This is a genomic window from Protofrankia sp. BMG5.30 (assembly GCF_001983005.1).
Classification (GTDB): domain Bacteria; phylum Actinomycetota; class Actinomycetes; order Frankiales; family Frankiaceae; genus Protofrankia; species Protofrankia coriariae.
On the sequence record NZ_MOME01000011.1, the window covers coordinates 126,756 to 142,420 of the forward strand.

The following is a 15,665-nucleotide window of genomic DNA, read 5'->3' on the forward strand; positions in this document are numbered from 1 at the left end:
ACGTCGCRCAGGCGCCGAGCGGGAGGGAGACCTCCCGCTCTGGGCACGCGTCCGCGTACCACTCGCCCGTGTGGCCACTCCAGGACGGTACCGGTCTTCGGCCACGACATCCGGCAACCCCGACCTTCCGGGCGCGTCGCCTCAGACCTCGACAACCACCGGCACGATCATCGGACGGCGCCGGTAGGTGTCACTCACCCAGCGTCCGACCGTGCGGCGCACCAGCTGCTGCAACGCGGCGACGTCCACCATGCCAGAACGCATCGACTCGRCCAACACCTCGGACACCAGGCCGCGTACCTGCTCGAATGCCYCGCGGGCGTCGGAGAACCCCCGGGCCGACAGCTCGGGGCCGCCCACGACCTTCCCCGACGCGGCGTCGACCACAACCGTGATCGTGATGAAGCCCTCATCGCCCAGGATGCGACGATCCTTCAGGCTCGACTCGCCGACATCGCCGACGGCGAGCCCGTCGACGTAGACGTAGCCGCACGGGACGACGCCGGTGATGTTCGCCTGCCCGTCGACCAGGTCGACGACCATGCCGTCGTCGGCGAGCACGATCCTGTCCGCGGGCACACCGGTCGCCTCGGCGAGCGCGCCATGCGCACGCAGATGACGCCACTCGCCGTGTACCGGCATGACGTTGGACGGGCGGGTGGCGTTGAGGACGTACAGGAGCTCGCCGGCCGGCGCGTGCCCGGAGGTGTGCACCTTGGCCACGCCCTTGTGAACGACCTTCGCCCCCCAGCGGGTCAGCCCATTGATCACCCGATGGACCGCGTTCTCGTTGCCCGGGATCAGACTGGAGGCGAGCACGACCGTGTCGCCGGCCTCGATCCGGATCGCGTGGTCACGGTTGGCCATCCGGGACAGGGCCGACAACGGCTCGCCCTGGGAACCGGTCGAGACCAGGCAGACGTTGCGATCGGGCAGCGAAGCGATGTCACGCATGTCGACCATGAGGCCCGGCGCGACCCGCAGCAGCCCCAGGTCACGGGCCACCCCCATGTTGCGCACCATCGAGCGTCCCACGAAGCACACCGAGCGACCATGAGCCTCCGCCGCGTCAAGAACCTGCTGCACACGGTGCACATGACTGGCGAAACACGCGACGATGATTCTCTTGTTCGCTCCCCGGAACACACCGTCGAGGACGGGAGCGATCTCCCGCTCCGAGGTCACGAAGCCTGGCACCTCGGCGTTGGTGGAGTCGGACAGCAGAAGATCGACACCCTCTCGGCCGAGCCGGGCGAAACCGCCCAGATCGGTCAGCCTGCCGTCGAGGGGAAGCTGGTCCATCTTGAAGTCGCCGGTGTGCAGCACCAGACCGGCCGGCGTGCGGATCGCGACAGCCAGGRCGTCCGGGATGGAATGGTTGACCGCGAAGAACTCACAGCCGAACGGGCCGAAACTGTGGACCTGCCCCTCCCGCACCTCGACGGTGACCGGGGTGATGYGGTGCTCGGCGAGCTTGGCCACGGTCAGCGCGAGCGTCAGCCGGGAGCCGACCAGCGGGATGTCGGCACGTTCGCGCAGCAGGTAGGGGATGGCGCCGATGTGGTCCTCGTGTGCGTGGGTGAGCACGACCGCCTCGATGGCGTCCAACCTGTCCCGGATGGCGGTGAAGTCGGGGAGAATGAGGTCGACGCCGGGCTGGTCACTCTCGGGGAAGAGCACTCCGCAGTCGACGACGAGCAGCCGGCCGTCGAACTCGAACACGGTCATGTTGCGCCCGATCTCGCCGAGACCCCCGAGCGCGACGATGCGCAGCCCGTCCGGCGGAAGCGGTGGCGGTGTTCCCAGCCCGGGGTGGGGATGGCTCACGCGGAACCCACCGTCGCCGTGGCCACGTCCGCGGACAGGTCGATTCCGGCCGCGGCCAGGTCGGCCCTGAGTCGCTCGCGTTCCTGCTCGGTGGCATCCACCAGCGGCGGCCGGACTCCCCCAGCGGGCAGCCCAGCTATGTGAAGAGCAGCTTTTGTCATGATCACACCTTGGTTCCTGAACATGCCTTCGTACGCCGGAAGCAGACTCAGGTGTAGTGAACGGGCACGAACGGCGTCACCTGCGTCGAAAGCATCGATCATCGAACGGATCCGGGCGGTGGCGACATGCCCGACGACGCTTACGACCCCCACGGCCCCCACCGCCAGGAGCGGGAGGTTGAGAATGTCCGTACCGGAGTAGTACGCAAGTTCTGTTCGAGCAAGGACCCACGACGACGCGCCAAGATCGTCCTTGGCGTCCTTGACAGCCACGATCCGTGGATGGTCAGCCAGATGTACCAGCGTATCCGTTGCCACCGGCACACCGGTACGGCCAGGTATATCATAGATCATGACAGGTAGGCCAGTAGCGTCCGCGACCGTACGGAAGTGCGCCGCAAGCCCGGCCTGTGGAGGCTTGCTGTAATAAGGRCTGACCACCAGCAGCCCATGCGCGCCGGCCTTCTGCGCCGCCACGGCCAGTTCCACCGTGTGCCGAGTGTCGTTGGTGCCCACACCGGCAATCACCTTCGCCCGGGTGCCGACGGACTCCACCACCGTCCTGAGCAGCTCTTCTTTTTCCGCGTCCGAGGTGGTCGGCGATTCCCCTGTCGTCCCGTTGACAACCAGACCGTCGTTGCCGACGTCTACCAGATACTCCGCGAGTGCCGCGGCACCTTTAAGATCAAGTTCACCGTCCGCGGTGAACGGAGTGATCATTGCTGTAATCATGCGACCGAAGGGCGCTCGGGACAACACTGACATGCCGGTCACCTTAGTTCTCATGGTGCCTTGTCGGGCAACGCCCGGCACGGCACGTGACGGCACCTCGGACGCACATGAGTCCGCCACACATGAGACGGCCGGAATGCCGACGACGGCCAGGAAGCTTCGACGATAGCCGCTACCCAGCGCGACCGGCATCCTGGCGACGGCGCTCCGACAGCGCGCCCGACCCCGGGGCGCCGGATGCTCGCGGCATGTTCCGGCCAAGCTGGACGAGGCATCGCGGACCACCGGGACGCCAGGAGCGGACGGCCACCCCTCGACCCTGGTTCTTCGGCATGGTGACCATCCTGTTCCTCGCTGGCCCGTTTCCTCATCGGCCCGTTCCCGGGCCGGCCGGTCCGCGCCTGCGAGCGATCAGTCTACTCCGCCAACAGAGCCAGCAGCCGACAGACGCAGCAACGTCCAGTAACGCCCGCCAGCCGCGACAGCACGCGCCAGCCGAACACAGCCGGACCTCCACCGCGTCCGCAGCCTGGCTGTCACCGGCTTCCGCCCGCCCTACCTCTCATCCGACTGYCACAACCACCTGTCGCAGCCGTGGCCGTCACTGTCGTCTCGACYGTGTTCCGCGGAACGCACCCCTCCTTCCTGAATGATCATTCCCCTGCCGAAGGCCCCACGGCACCCCGGGACGCGAACCCGACCTTCGACCCCGCGCCTGGACGTGACCGCCTCGCGCCTCGGGCTTCGGCCCCGCCGGCCCCACCTCACAATCCTGCACAGAACAGACGATTCCTTGCAGGCCAGACAATATGGGTCTAGCATCGAACCTATGTTCGATATCGATGTGGAGCATGCCCCCCTCCACCAGCTCGAAGCGGAAATCTGCTCCTGGGCCGGACGGATCTCAGCCGCGAGGTGCGCCTGGCTGTTGGCGCTGGCCGCGTTCGACCGCCGCGAGGGCTGGGCAGGGGTGGGGATCCGCTCCTGCGCACACTGGCTGTCGTGGAAGTGCGGGACCAGCCTGCGCACCGGCTATGAACACCTCCGCGTCGGGCACGCTCTCGAACAGCTCCCCGCACTGCGCGACGCCTTCGCGAGCGGTCGGTTGTCCTACGCCAAGGTCCGCGCCATCAGTCGGGTCACCGACGTCGGCAGCGAGGCCGAATGGGTCCGTCAGGCCGAACATGCCACGGCCAGTCAGCTTGACCGGCTCGTCGCCGCATACGGTCGTCTGCATGGCCGTGACGGGCTGGGTCAGGTGATCGACCGACACGCCCGCCGGTCCTGCTCGTGGCGGTGGGACGACGACGGCAGCCTGATCATCCATGCCCGGCTGACCCCCGAGGACGGCGCCCTGTTCGTCAATGCCCTCGACGCGGCCCACACCGGCCACGCGCCTGGCATGCCTCGGGACCGGGCCACGAACGCCGACGCTCTCACCGCGGTCGCCGGCGGTTTCCTCACCAGCAGGGCACCCACGCTGGCCGACCCCGCCCGCTACACCGTGAACGTCCATATCGACGCGAATCTGCTCACCGACGGCGACCGTGAGCACCAGTCCCGCAGYGACGTCGAACCGGGTGTCGCGGTACATCCGGAAACTGTTCGTCGGCTCGCCTACGACGCAGGTGTCGCCATCCCGAACGCCGGGCGCCGCCGCCGCACCGTTCCCCAGACCCTCCGGCGCCTGCTGGAGGCCCGTGACCGAGGCACCTGCCGGTACCCCGGCTGTGACCACACCCATTGGCTGCACGCTCATCACGCCGTCCACTGGGCCGACGGCGGCAGAACGGATCTCGACAACCTCGTTCTGCTCTGCTCGTTCCATCACCATGCCGTCCACGAGGCGGGACTCACCCTCGCCATCAGCCCGGACCACGGTGTCACCGTACGGCGCCCCGACGGCACCGTGATCCCCCATCAGCATCCCCTCAACGCAGGCACCGAGCCTCTGCGCCATCTGCGGAACGCGGCCGCATCCGTCGCCCCCGGTGCCATCAGCGGGCGGTGGGCCGGGGAATCACTGCGCCTCCAGGAGTCGGTCACCGCGCTCCTCAACGCGGGAGCTGCCCGGCAAGGCACACGCGGACACTCCGGGCGATCTCCAGGTCCTCGCGGGCCTCGACAACGAGCGTCCGGGCCGGCGAGCCGGCAGCGGTGATGTCATGATCGCCGTCTGCATGAGCGACGTTACGCTCCGGGTCGATGCCCACACCGAGAAAACCCAGCCTGTCCGTGGCGCCGGCTCGTACTGTCGCGGAGCGCTCTCCCACCCCACCGGTGAAGACCAGCGTGTCCAGCCCGCCGAGAGCCGCCGCCATCGCGGCGATCTGCGCGCGCAGTCGGTGGAGGTACACCGCCAGCGCCAGGGAGGATGCGGCCTCACCGGTGACGGCGCGGTTGACGACCGTACGCATGTCCGGGGTGCCGGCCAGGGCGGCCAGGCCCGAGCGGTGGAACAACGCCTCGGTGAGCTCGTCGGCGGACAGGCCGGCCGACGTCTGCAGCCACAGCAGCAGGCCCGGGTCGATCGTGCCGGAACGGGTCGCCATGACCAGCCCCTCCAGTGGGGTGAACCCCATGGTGGTGTCGATGCTGACGCCGTCGCGGACGGCTGCCAGCGACGCGCCCGAGCCCAGATGGCAGGTCACCACCCGCCGCCCGCTGGTCAGCGCAGCCGCCCGGCGGGACGCATACGCGTGGGACAGCCCGTGGAAGCCGTAGCGGCGCACGCCGAGACGGTCCCGCCAGTCGGCCGGAACCGCGTAGGTGGCCGCGGCCGGTGGTATCCGGGCATGGAAGGAGGTGTCGAAGCAGGCGACCTGGGTGATGCCGGGTGCCGCGGTCCGTACCTCGGCCAGCGCGGCCAGCGCCGCCGGCTGGTGCAGGGGAGCCAGTACGGCGAGCGAGCGTAGCTCCTTGACCACCCGGTCGGTGACGACCACCGGGTCGGTGAACGCTGTTCCACCGTGCACGATCCGGTGCCCGACCGCGCCGAGCTCGCCGAGCCGAGCCAGGTCTGTGATCGCGGCGGTGACCTCGTCCGGGTTCGGTCGGCCTTCCCGCGCGCGAAGGTCGACCGCGGCCAGCAGAGCGTCCCCCGGCCCGAGGAGACGCAGTTTCAGGCTGGACGAACCGGCGTTGACCACGAGGATGTTCACGCTGCTGGGCCGTCTAGTAGGGCCAGGTCCAGTTGGAGATCTCGGGCATGTCCGTGCCGAAGTCGCGGGTGTACGTGCGGGCCGCGATCCGGGCGTCCACCATGTCCTGCCGGACGTGCGCGGCGCGCGCACCCAGCGACGGCACCCGGTCGATCACGTCGATCACCAGGTGGAACCGGTCGAGGTTGTTCATCATCACCATGTCGAACGGCGTGGTGGTCGTGCCCTCCTCGATGTAGCCGCGGACATGGATGTTCGTGTGGTTGGTCCGCCGGTAGGTCAGCCGGTGGATCAGCCACGGGTAGCCGTGATAAGCGAAGATCACCGGTCGGTCGGCGGTGAACAACGCGTCGAAACGGGCGTTGGAGATCCCGTGTGGRTGCTCGCTGTCAGGCTGGAGGCACATCAGATCGACGATGTTGACGACGCGCACCTTCAGGTCGGGGAAGTGGCGCCGCAGGATGTCGACCGCGGCCAGGGTCTCCAGGGTCGGGATGTCGCCGGCGCAGGCCATGACCACGTCGGGCATGCCGTCGCCGGCTGCGTGCTCGGAGCGGCTGGCGGGTCCGTGGTCGTTGCTGGCCCAGTCCCAGATGCCGATGCCCCGGGTGCAGTGGGCGATCRCCGCGTCCATCGGCAGGTAGTTCAGCGCCGGCTGCTTGCCCGCCACGATGACGTTGATGTAGTGCCGGCCGCGCAGGCAGTGGTCGGYGACGGACAGCAACGTGTTCGCGTCCGGCGGGAGGTACACCCGGATTATCTCCGCCTTCTTGTTGACCACATGGTCGATGAAGCCCGGGTCCTGGTGGGAGAAGCCGTTGTGGTCCTGCCGCCAGACATGGCTGGTGAGCAGGTAGTTCAGCGACGCGATCGGACGCCGCCACGGGATGTGGCGGGTCGTCTTCAACCACTTCGCGTGCTGGTTCACCATCGAGTCGACGATGTGGATGAACGCCTCGTAGCAGGAGAAGAACCCGTGCCGGCCGGTGAGGAGATACCCCTCCAGCCAGCCCTGGCACAGATGCTCCGAGAGCACCTCCATGACCCGGCCGTTCGGCGCGAGGTCGTCGTCGCCGTCGACGATCTGCGCGTTCCAGGCCCGGGACGTCGTCTGGAACAGCGCGCCGAGACGGTTGGAGGCGGTCTCGTCCGGGCCCATGACCCGGAACGTCGTCGGGTTCRCCGTCATCACGTCCCGCAGGAAGCCGCCGAGGACCCTTGTCGCCTCACTGAACGTCGTGGCCGGGTTGGCGACCTCCACGGCGTAGTCGCGGAAGTCGGGCAGGGCGAGGTCACGCAGCAGCTCGCCGCCGTTGGYATGCGGGTTCGCGCTCATCCGCCGGTTGCCCGACGGCGCGAGGCCGGTGAGCTCGGCGACCAGGCGGCCGTCGGCGTCGAAGAGCTCCTCGGGCCGGTAGCTGTGCAGCCACCGCTCCAGCTCCGCCAGGTGCTCGGGGTTGTCGTGGATCTGCGCGACCGGCACCTGATGGGATCGCCACGTGCCCTCGACCTGTGCGCCGTCGACGACGCTCGGGCCGGTCCAGCCCTTCGGGGTACGAAGGACGATCATGGGCCACGGCGGGCGGGACGGGTCGCCGTGCGCCCGCGCCTGCCGCTGAATCCGGGCGATCTCGGCGACGACGGTGTCCAGGACGGCGGCGAGGCGCTGATGGACCTGCTCGGGATCATCCCCGGTGACGTGGAACGGCTGGTAGCCGTAGCCGCGCATCAGCTGGTCGAGCTCGGCCTGCGGGATGCGCGCGAGCACGGTCGGCTGAGCGATCTTGTAGCCGTTCAGGTGGAGGATCGGCAGCACCGCGCCGTCACGGACCGGGTCGAGGAACTTGTTCGAGTGCCAGCTCGCCGCCAGCGGGCCGGTCTCGGCCTCCCCGTCCCCGACGACCGCGCAGACCAGCAGGTCAGGGTTGTCGAACGCGGCGCCGAAGGCATGGGTGAGGGCGTAGCCGAGTTCCCCGCCCTCGTGGATCGAGCCGGGGATCTCCGGCGCCACGTGGCTGGGGATACCGCCGGGGAAGGAGAACTGGCGGAACAGCCTGCGCAGCCCGGCGGCGTCCCGGGTGATGGAGGGATAGACCTCGGAGTACGTGCCCTCCAGGTAGGCGTTCGCGACGATGCCGGGGCCACCGTGACCCGGRCCGATGACGTAGATCGCGTTCAGGTCGTTCGCCCTGATCACGCGGTTCATGTGCGCGTAGATCAGGTTGAGTCCCGGCGTGGTGCCCCAGTGGCCGAGCAGACGGGGCTTGACGTGCTCGGCCCGCAGAGGCTCCCGCAGCAGGGGGTTGTCGAGCAGGTAGATCTGACCGACCGACAGGTAGTTCGCCGCGCGCCAGTAGGCGTGGATGCGCCGCAGCTCGTCCGGTGACAGCGGCCCCGGTGACAGCGGCCCTGTGGCAGTGGTGAGAAGGCTGCTGGTCATGCATCCACCTCAGTCGGCGAGYGGGCTCGACGCAACCTCGGTTCCGTCGTCCAGAGCGGTCACCTGGAAGTCGCCGAAGACATTCGGCGCGAGTCGCTGGAGCTCACGCAGCACCGCCACCGCCAGGGCGCGGATCTCGACGTCGGCCGCCTCGCTCGCCCGCATCGCGATGAAGTGACGCCAGGCCCGGTAGTTCCCGGTCACCACGATCCGGGTCTCGGTGGCGTTGGGCAGCACCGACCGGGCGGCCTGCCGGGCGAGCTTGCGCCGGGATGTCGGTGTCGCCACGTCGGCGAACCGCTTCTCCAGCCCCTCGAGGAGCTTGCCGTAGGCCTCCAGCGAGGCGGCGGCGGCCTCGGTGAACAGTTCGTGCAACCGTGGGTCCTCAGCGATGACGTCCGGCTCGATCACGGCGGCGTCCCGCTCCGGTACGTAACGCTGGGAAAGCTGACTGTAGGAGAAGTGCCGGTGGCGCACCAGCTCGTGGGTCAGGCTCCGGGAGACCCCGGTGATGTACACGCTCACCGTCGCGTRCTCGAGCACGGACAGATGCCCGACGTCGAGGATGTGGCGCAGGTAGCCGGCATTCGTGGCCGTGGCGGGGTTCGGTTTCGACCAGCTCTGGTAACAGGCCCGGCCGGCGAACTCCGCCAGTGCCTGGCCACCGTCGGCATCGGTGCTCCAGTCGACGTCGTCCGGTGGGACGAACTGCGTCTGAGCAATGATCTGGACACGCATGCCCATACCGTAACCTGCGGCCATCTGGCCCGGACCGGACCTATGGCAACCTATGGCACCGACCCGCCGTCTCGGTAACAGTAACGCACCGCGATGATTCTGGACGGCGCCGGACCGTGATAGACCAGGATCGACGGTCATCCCCCAGTCGATCGTCCCTGGCGGTCGGGGGTTTCCCGCCCCCCGTCAACCCCCGGCCGCCCACAGGCGGGCCGACGGCGGGCAGACGCTGGCGACCAGCAGCCGCCCGCCGTCGCGCACGCAGCCGAACACCGCCAGGTGCAGCGGCCGTTCGGCCGGTACCGGGACGCCGCCATCCACGTCGTACCTGGCGTTGGTGACCTTACGGCGATGCGCCGCCGGGTCGTCCGCCGTGTGGGCCGGCGCGTCGGCGCGCCAGACGACCATCATCTCGGTGCAGCCCGGCGGCCAGGTCCAGCGCAGCAGGTCACCGGCGAGGTGCAGGCCGGCCGCGGGCGCGAGGCGGTCCGCGGCGGTCAGGACGACGGACACGGGATCGGAAGCGGGCTGGGCCGCGTCTGAGCGGGCGGGGGCTGACCACAGCCCGGACCGGCCGGCGAGCACCTCGTAGGCCGGGATCGGCGCGTCCGGGCCGACCCCGCCGTCCTCGATGCTGGTGACCTGGGTGACACCGACCGCGCGGGAGGCGCCGTCCGGCCCGATCCGCAGCACGCGGTACCTGATCGTGCCCGCCGACGGCGACGGCTGCCAGGTGACCACCACGGCGCGGCCGGCACGCCGGGCCCGTACCCGCGTCGGTGGCGCCACCCCGGTGACGGCAAGGGCGTCGCGGGCGGCCTGATGGTCGGCGACGATCTCCAGCGCCTCCAGCAGCAGGCTCTCCCGCTGCGCGCCGTGGCTGCGGCCGGCGGCGGCGACCATCTCGTCGGCGCGCACGAGCTGCTCACGGACAGTCGCGATCTCCTCGGCGACGCTGCGCCCGTCCCGGCCGGGCACGTCAGCGGCGTCGCGGGCGAGTTCGTCGAGCAGCCGGGCGGCGGTCCGCAGGTTACGGCCGGACACCGCCGCCTCGACCTGCCGCCACCGCGACCCGGCCTCGCGGATCACCTGCTCGACCTCGTCGGCGACGGCCCGGATCGCGGGCAGCAGCTCCCCGGCCCGTTCCCGGGCCTCGGCGACCTGCTCGTGGGCCTCGACCGGACGGCCCGCCCGCAGCGCGGCCCGGGCCCTGGCCAGCGGCTCCAGCCACTGCGTGGCCCGGGACGGCGCGGTTCGGGACTGCTGGGGCCGCTGGGCTGGCCGGAGCGGCTGGCTTGGCCGGGCCAACCGGGTCGGCCGGGCCCGGGCGGGGACGTCCGGCACGTCGACGCCGTGTTCGCGGGCGAGCTCGGCGAGCACGGCCTCGGCCCGACCCCGGTCGAGGCCGTGCTCCTCGGCCTCGGCGAGGAAGGCCGTGTAGTGCCGCGGGGTGAGGGCGTCCTCGACCAGCACCGCCGCGGCCACCGCCGGCCGCAGCCGGGCGGTCACGTCGGCTGCCAGGGCGTCCAGGTACAGCGCCGGGTCGGCGTCGACGAGCAGGGCGGTGACCGCGGCCAGCAGGTCGTCCACGAGTGCGCGGCGGCGGTCCGGACGGCGTTCGCGGTTGCGGGCGGCGAACTCGTCCCGGGCCTGGCGGATCTCGTCCCGTTCGGCGTCGGGCGGCAGGCCGAGCAGGGTGAGCAGGCTCGTCGGCGGGGTCTCCCCGGACAGCCGGCCGAGCTCGTCGAGGTCGGCGCGTACCTGCCGGAGCAGGTCGGGGTCGACGGCGGGACGGTCGGGACGCGCCGGCGTCCCGGCGGGCAACACCTTGTACCGGCGCACCCGCAGGGCGAAGGCGTCGGCGTCGATGCCGCGCTCGGCGGCGAGCTGCCGCAGGCCGGCGAGCTTGTCCTCGGGCAGGCCGCCGAAGCGCTGCACCAGCCGGGCCACGGCGGCGTCGAGGTCGGCGAAGCGCTGCCCGTCCCGGTCGTCGCGTTCGCGGCGGACCCGCTCGGCGAGCAGGCCGCGGCGCCGCGCGTCGAGCAGTTCCTGGCCGACCTGGCCGTGCGCGGCCAGCAGGGCGAGCACCAGGCCCCGGTACTTGGGATGGTCCCGGGACTTCTGCCAGAAGGCCCACACCTGGTCGACGCGGGCGGCGACGTCGGCGTCGGTGAGCCGGTCGACCTCCGCCAGCGGGATGTCGTACAGCTCGAAGGGGTCGGACTGCCCGACCCCACCACGGGCCTGGACGGCGGCGAGGACCCGCTTGCGGTAGTCGTTAGGCTGGAATTCCTCCACGCCCGCTCCTTCAGCCCTCCCGACGGCGCAACCGGGCCACCGCGTCCCGTTCCCGGGCGACGTCGGCCTGGCTGAGCGCCGCACTGGTCTCCACCCGCACGGTCAGGGGACGATCGGCCAGCCCCTCGTGCAGCGCGGTCACCTCCAGGATGCCGTCGAAGCCCATCCGGAAGGTGATCTCGATGGGCGTCCCGGCCGGGAAGCCCGGGGGGATCCCGGTGATGTCCGCCTGTGCGATGATCTTAACGTCGTCGACCCGGGTCGACTCGACACCACCGCCCTGTTCCACCACGTGAACCGTGACAACATCCTGATCGTCACGAACGGTGCCGAAACTACGCCTGACCGCTATCGGCAGCCGGTCGTTGCGGTGGACGAGGAACACCGCGGAGCGTTCGCCGAAACGGTCGAGCGCGAGCACGCCGAACCCGCGGGAGACCACGTTGACCACCTGCACCTCGACGGTGCGGCGGACCCTCTCGGCGGTCAGCCCGAACGCCTCCGCCAGGCGCCGGCAGGCAGCGGCGAGATCCTCGGGCGCGGCGGTGTCGGGCTGGGCGCCGTCGAGGATCTGCCCCCGGGACACCAGGTCGGCCAGCACCAGCCGCTCGATGGCCTTCTTCTCCCCGTAGAGGGCCGCGCCCTTGGCGACCGCGAGGTCGGGGTCGCGCAGCTCCACCGGTACGCCGAGTTCGGCGGCCAGCCGGCGGGCCACCGCCGGCATCCTGGACGATCCGCCGACGAGCAGCGCCCGGTCCAGCCGGGTGACCCCGCGGGCCCGGGCCGCGGCCAGGACGGAGCGGGCCAGCGTCACGGTCCGCTCCAGCAGGCCGGCGGTCAGCCGCTCCAGGTCGTCCCGGGAGAACGGCACCGTCAGCGCGTGCCCGTCGTGTTCCACCCGGACCGTTGTCCGCGTCCGGTCGCTGAGCTCGCGCTTGGCCTGTTCGGCCGCCAGCAGCAGCGCCTGGGCGGCCTCGGAGTCGTCGAGCGGGTCCTCGGCGTCGGGATGGGCGTCGAGGAACTGCCGGGACAGGTGCAGCGCGATCTTCTCGTCCCAGTCGGCCCCGCCGAGCTGGTGATCGCCGTCGACCGCGACCACCGAGACCCGGCGGTCTGCGAGCTCGACGACGGTCACGTCGAAGGTGCCACCGCCGAGATCGTAGACGAGCGCGACCTCCTCGCGCTCCTCCCGCCCGCCGAGGCCCGCGTCGGAGGGGTCGGCGTTGAACCGGGCGAAGCCGTAGGACAGCGCGGCGGCGGTCGGCTCGTTGATGACGTCCACGACCGTCAGGCCGGCGTACTGCCCGGCGAGCACCGTCGCGCGGCGCTCCTCGTCACCGAAGTAGGCCGGGACGGTGATGACGACGTCGCGGACCGACTCGCCGGCGGCGAAGGCCACGTCACTGACCAGCGCCCGCAGGATGAGGCTGCTGACCGCCGGCGCCGACCAGGCCCGGCCGGAGCTGACGAAACGCCAGTCACCGTCGCCCATCCGGCGTTTGACCAGTGCGCACACGTCGTCGGCACGGGCGCGGGCGAGGCGGCGGGCGGGCTCACCGGTGACGTAGTCGTCCGGCCCGACGAACAGCACGACGCTCGGCAGCGTGGTGGCGCCGTCGGAGAGCGGAACCACCTCCGGCTCCCCCGACCGGTCCACCCGGGCAACACAGCTGTACGTGGTTCCGAGATCGATTCCGTAGACGACGCCCGCGCTCATGTCCGAAACGTATCGAGATCACGCGGCGGAATCGGCACGTTCGAGAGCTATTGCGTAGCGCATCGCACGGCGTCCCCGACGGGTGTCCCCAGCGTCACCGTAAGCCGCCGCGAGCCGGTACCAGGCCCGCCAGTCCCGCGGGGCAGCTTCGGTCTCGGCCCGCCGGGTCTCGAAGAGCACGTCGGCGGCGGCACGGTCGATCCGGCCGGAGGGGCGTCGCGGCAGCCGCGTCGCGGCATCGGCGGAACTGACCGATTCCGCTGACAGCAGGCGGCCCAGGCGTTCGGCGGCCCGGCCGAACTGCAGCTCCCGGACGATGACGGCCGCGCCCACCACGGGCAGCAGCAGGACGCCCACGCCCATCCCACGCGCGGCCCAGCTGTCCTCGGTGAGCAGCTGGACGCCCCGCCAGCCGATCAGGGCGAGGTAGAACACCGCCGCGACGACCAGCACGACCACTACCTGACGGGCTTTCACCGCTGCGGCCTCACAGTTCGAGCAGGGCCTCGAGGCCCACGGTCAGGCCGGGCCGCCCGGGCGTGCGCCGCACGCCGAGCAGCACACCCGGCATGAAGGAGGTTCGGTCCAACGAGTCGTGACGCAGGGTCAGCGTCTCTCCGGCTCCGCCGAAGARCACCTCCTGGTGCGCGACGAGCCCGGACAGCCGGATGCTGTGGACGGGCACCCCGCCGACCCGCGCGCCGCGCGCCCCGGCCAGCGCGGACGAGGTGGCGTCCGGGCCCGCCGGGTCCAGCCCGGCCTTGGCCCGGGCCTGCGCGATCGCCTCCGCGGTGTGGGCGGCCGTCCCGCTGGGGGCGTCGAGCTTGCCCGGATGGTGCAACTCGATGATCTCCACGGACTCGAAGAAGCGAGCCGCCTGGGCGGCAAAATGGATCATAAGTACCGCCGCGACACCGAAGTTCGGGGCCACCAGCACCCCGACTCCGGGGGTGTCGGCGAGCCAGCCGCGCACGGTGGCCAGCCGCTGCGCGTCAAAGCCGGAGGTGCCCACGACGACGTGCAGGCCGGCGTCGACGCACCAGCGCAGGTTGTCCATGACGGCGTCGGGGCGGGTGAAGTCGACGACGACCTGGGCGGCGCGCAGGGCGTCGCGGTCGTCCCCGGCGTCGATCGCGGCGACCAGGGAAAGATCGTCAGCGGCCTCGACGGCGGCGCGGACCGTCGAGCCCATCCGGCCCCGGGCGCCGAGCACACCGACCCTCAGGCGGTCGGGGACAACGGGGGCGGCAGCGGCGGGGGAAACGGCGGTCATGCCGCGACCACACGCGCGAAGTCGTGATCGTCGAACGGGCCGATCACGCCCAGGGCGAGCGGACGGGTGAGCAGCTCGGCGGCGACGGCTCGGACGTCGTCGCGGGTGACCGCGTCCACCCGGGCGAGTATCTCGTCGACGGAGAGCAGCTCGCCGTGGACGAGCTCGCTCTTGCCGATCCGGCTCATCCGCGAACCGGTGTCCTCCAGACCCAGCACCAGTGAGCCTCGGCTCTGGCCCTTGGCCCGGGCCAGCTCCTCGTCGGTGATGCCCACCGTCGCCACCAGCTCGAGCTGCTCGCGGCAGAGGGCGAGCACGTCGTCGGCCCGCCGGGGCGCGCATCCCGCGTACACGCCGAACAGCCCGGCGTCGGCGAAGTGGGAGGCGAACGAGTAGACGGAGTAGGCCAGCCCGCGCTTCTCCCGAACCTCCTGGAACAGCCGGGAGCTCATCCCCCCGCCGAGGGCCGAGGACATGATCCCCAGAGCGAACCGGCGGTCGTCCTGGCGTGACATCCCGACGGTGCCGAGCACGACGTGCGCCTGCTCGGTGGGACGCCGGGTGACCACCACGCCCGCGGCGTCGGGGTAGGCGTAGGAACCGCCGCGCGCCGCCGCCGGGGCGCCCGGCCCGCCCAGCCGGTCGGCGAAGGCCGAGGTGACGAGTGCGAGCGTCCGCTCGTGGTCGATGTTGCCGGCGATCGCGACCACCATGTCCGAGGGGGTGTACCGGGAGCGGTAGTACTCGGCGATGGTGTCGCGCTCAAGGTTCTCGATGGACTCGGTCGTGCCCAGCACCGGGCGGCCCAGCTCGGTGTCACCGAGCAGCGCCGCGGAGAACACGTCGTGCACGACGTCGCTCGGGTCGTCGTCGTGCATGGCGATCTCCTCGAGGATCACGCCGCGTTCGGCCTCGACGTCGTCGGCGGTGATCAGCGAGTGGGACACCATGTCGCTGAGCACCTCGACCGCGTCGGCGAGGTCGTTGTCGAGCACCCGCACGTAGTAGCAGGTGTATTCCTTGGTCGTGAAGGCGTTGAGCTCACCGCCGACCGCCTCGATCGCCGCGCTGATCGTGAGCGCGTCCCGGGAGGGGGTGCCCTTGAACAGCAGGTGTTCGAGGTAGTGGGAGCAGCCCGCCGTCAGTGGGCTCTCGTCGCGAGAGCCCACCCCGACCCAGATCCCGATCGCGACCGAGCGGACCCCAGGGACCTTCTCCGTCAGCACCCGCAGTCCGCCGGGCAGCACCACCCGCCGGACCGTGCCGGACAGCAGCTCCTCGCCCGCCCCGATAACAGCCGTGTCGGTCACTGGCGGCG

At 71.0% G+C, this 15,665-nt stretch carries 11 protein-coding genes; 1 reads left to right on the forward strand and 10 read right to left on the reverse strand.

What is annotated here, in order from left to right:
• Positions 1-141: 141 nt before the first annotated feature.
• Positions 142-1,827 (reverse strand): ribonuclease J, encoded by a 1,686-nt coding sequence (locus tag BL254_RS07285; protein WP_076842876.1) that lies wholly within the window; start codon positions 1,825-1,827, stop codon positions 142-144.
• Positions 1,824-2,753: a 4-hydroxy-tetrahydrodipicolinate synthase gene (gene dapA / locus BL254_RS07290; RefSeq protein ID WP_047221386.1), complete on the reverse strand. Its 930-nt coding sequence runs from the start codon at positions 2,751-2,753 to the stop codon at positions 1,824-1,826. The genes BL254_RS07285 and dapA overlap by 4 nt, the downstream gene beginning before the upstream one ends.
• A gap of 796 nt (positions 2,754-3,549) precedes the next feature.
• Here dapA and BL254_RS07295 point away from each other — a divergent pair.
• On the forward strand, positions 3,550-4,881 hold the full coding sequence (locus BL254_RS07295) for an HNH endonuclease signature motif containing protein (protein WP_076842878.1): 1,332 nt from the start codon (positions 3,550-3,552) through the stop codon (positions 4,879-4,881).
• Here BL254_RS07295 and BL254_RS07300 read toward each other — a convergent pair.
• From BL254_RS07300 to BL254_RS07335, 8 genes are all read right to left on the reverse strand, one after another.
• Positions 4,775-5,881 (reverse strand): acetate/propionate family kinase, encoded by a 1,107-nt coding sequence (locus BL254_RS07300; protein WP_076842879.1) that lies wholly within the window; start codon positions 5,879-5,881, stop codon positions 4,775-4,777. The two genes, BL254_RS07295 and BL254_RS07300, sit on opposite strands and share 107 nt — an antisense overlap.
• 13 nt (positions 5,882-5,894) lie before the next feature.
• Positions 5,895-8,321, reverse strand: a complete 2,427-nt coding sequence (locus tag BL254_RS07305) for a phosphoketolase (RefSeq protein WP_076842880.1) — start codon at positions 8,319-8,321, stop codon at positions 5,895-5,897.
• A 9-nt stretch (positions 8,322-8,330) separates the two neighbouring features.
• A complete protein-coding gene (gene thyX, locus BL254_RS07310) occupies positions 8,331-9,059 on the reverse strand; it encodes an FAD-dependent thymidylate synthase (RefSeq protein ID WP_076842924.1) in 729 nt (242 codons plus the stop codon).
• A gap of 186 nt (positions 9,060-9,245) precedes the next feature.
• The gene (locus tag BL254_RS07315) at positions 9,246-11,357 is read right to left on the reverse strand and encodes a hypothetical protein (RefSeq protein ID WP_047221384.1); all 2,112 of its coding nucleotides are present in this window, start codon (positions 11,355-11,357) and stop codon (positions 9,246-9,248) included.
• A 10-nt stretch (positions 11,358-11,367) separates the two neighbouring features.
• The gene (locus BL254_RS07320; protein WP_076842881.1) at positions 11,368-13,074 is read right to left on the reverse strand and encodes an Hsp70 family protein; all 1,707 of its coding nucleotides are present in this window, start codon (positions 13,072-13,074) and stop codon (positions 11,368-11,370) included.
• 18 nt (positions 13,075-13,092) lie between these two features.
• Complete coding sequence (locus tag BL254_RS07325; protein WP_013874791.1) at positions 13,093-13,551, reverse strand: hypothetical protein; 459 nt, start codon at positions 13,549-13,551, stop codon at positions 13,093-13,095.
• 10 nt (positions 13,552-13,561) lie between these two features.
• The gene (gene dapB, locus BL254_RS07330) at positions 13,562-14,347 is read right to left on the reverse strand and encodes a 4-hydroxy-tetrahydrodipicolinate reductase (protein WP_076842882.1); all 786 of its coding nucleotides are present in this window, start codon (positions 14,345-14,347) and stop codon (positions 13,562-13,564) included.
• Positions 14,344-15,657: a pitrilysin family protein gene (locus tag BL254_RS07335; RefSeq protein WP_047221382.1), complete on the reverse strand. Its 1,314-nt coding sequence runs from the start codon at positions 15,655-15,657 to the stop codon at positions 14,344-14,346. The genes dapB and BL254_RS07335 overlap by 4 nt, the downstream gene beginning before the upstream one ends.
• Positions 15,658-15,665: the final 8 nt, after the last annotated feature.

Bases quoted from the DNA above. Each gene is read 5' to 3' on its own strand.
- BL254_RS07320 (WP_076842881.1), bottom strand. From the start codon at position 13,074: ATGAGCGCGGGCGTCGTCTACGGAATCGATCTCGGAACCACGTACAGC.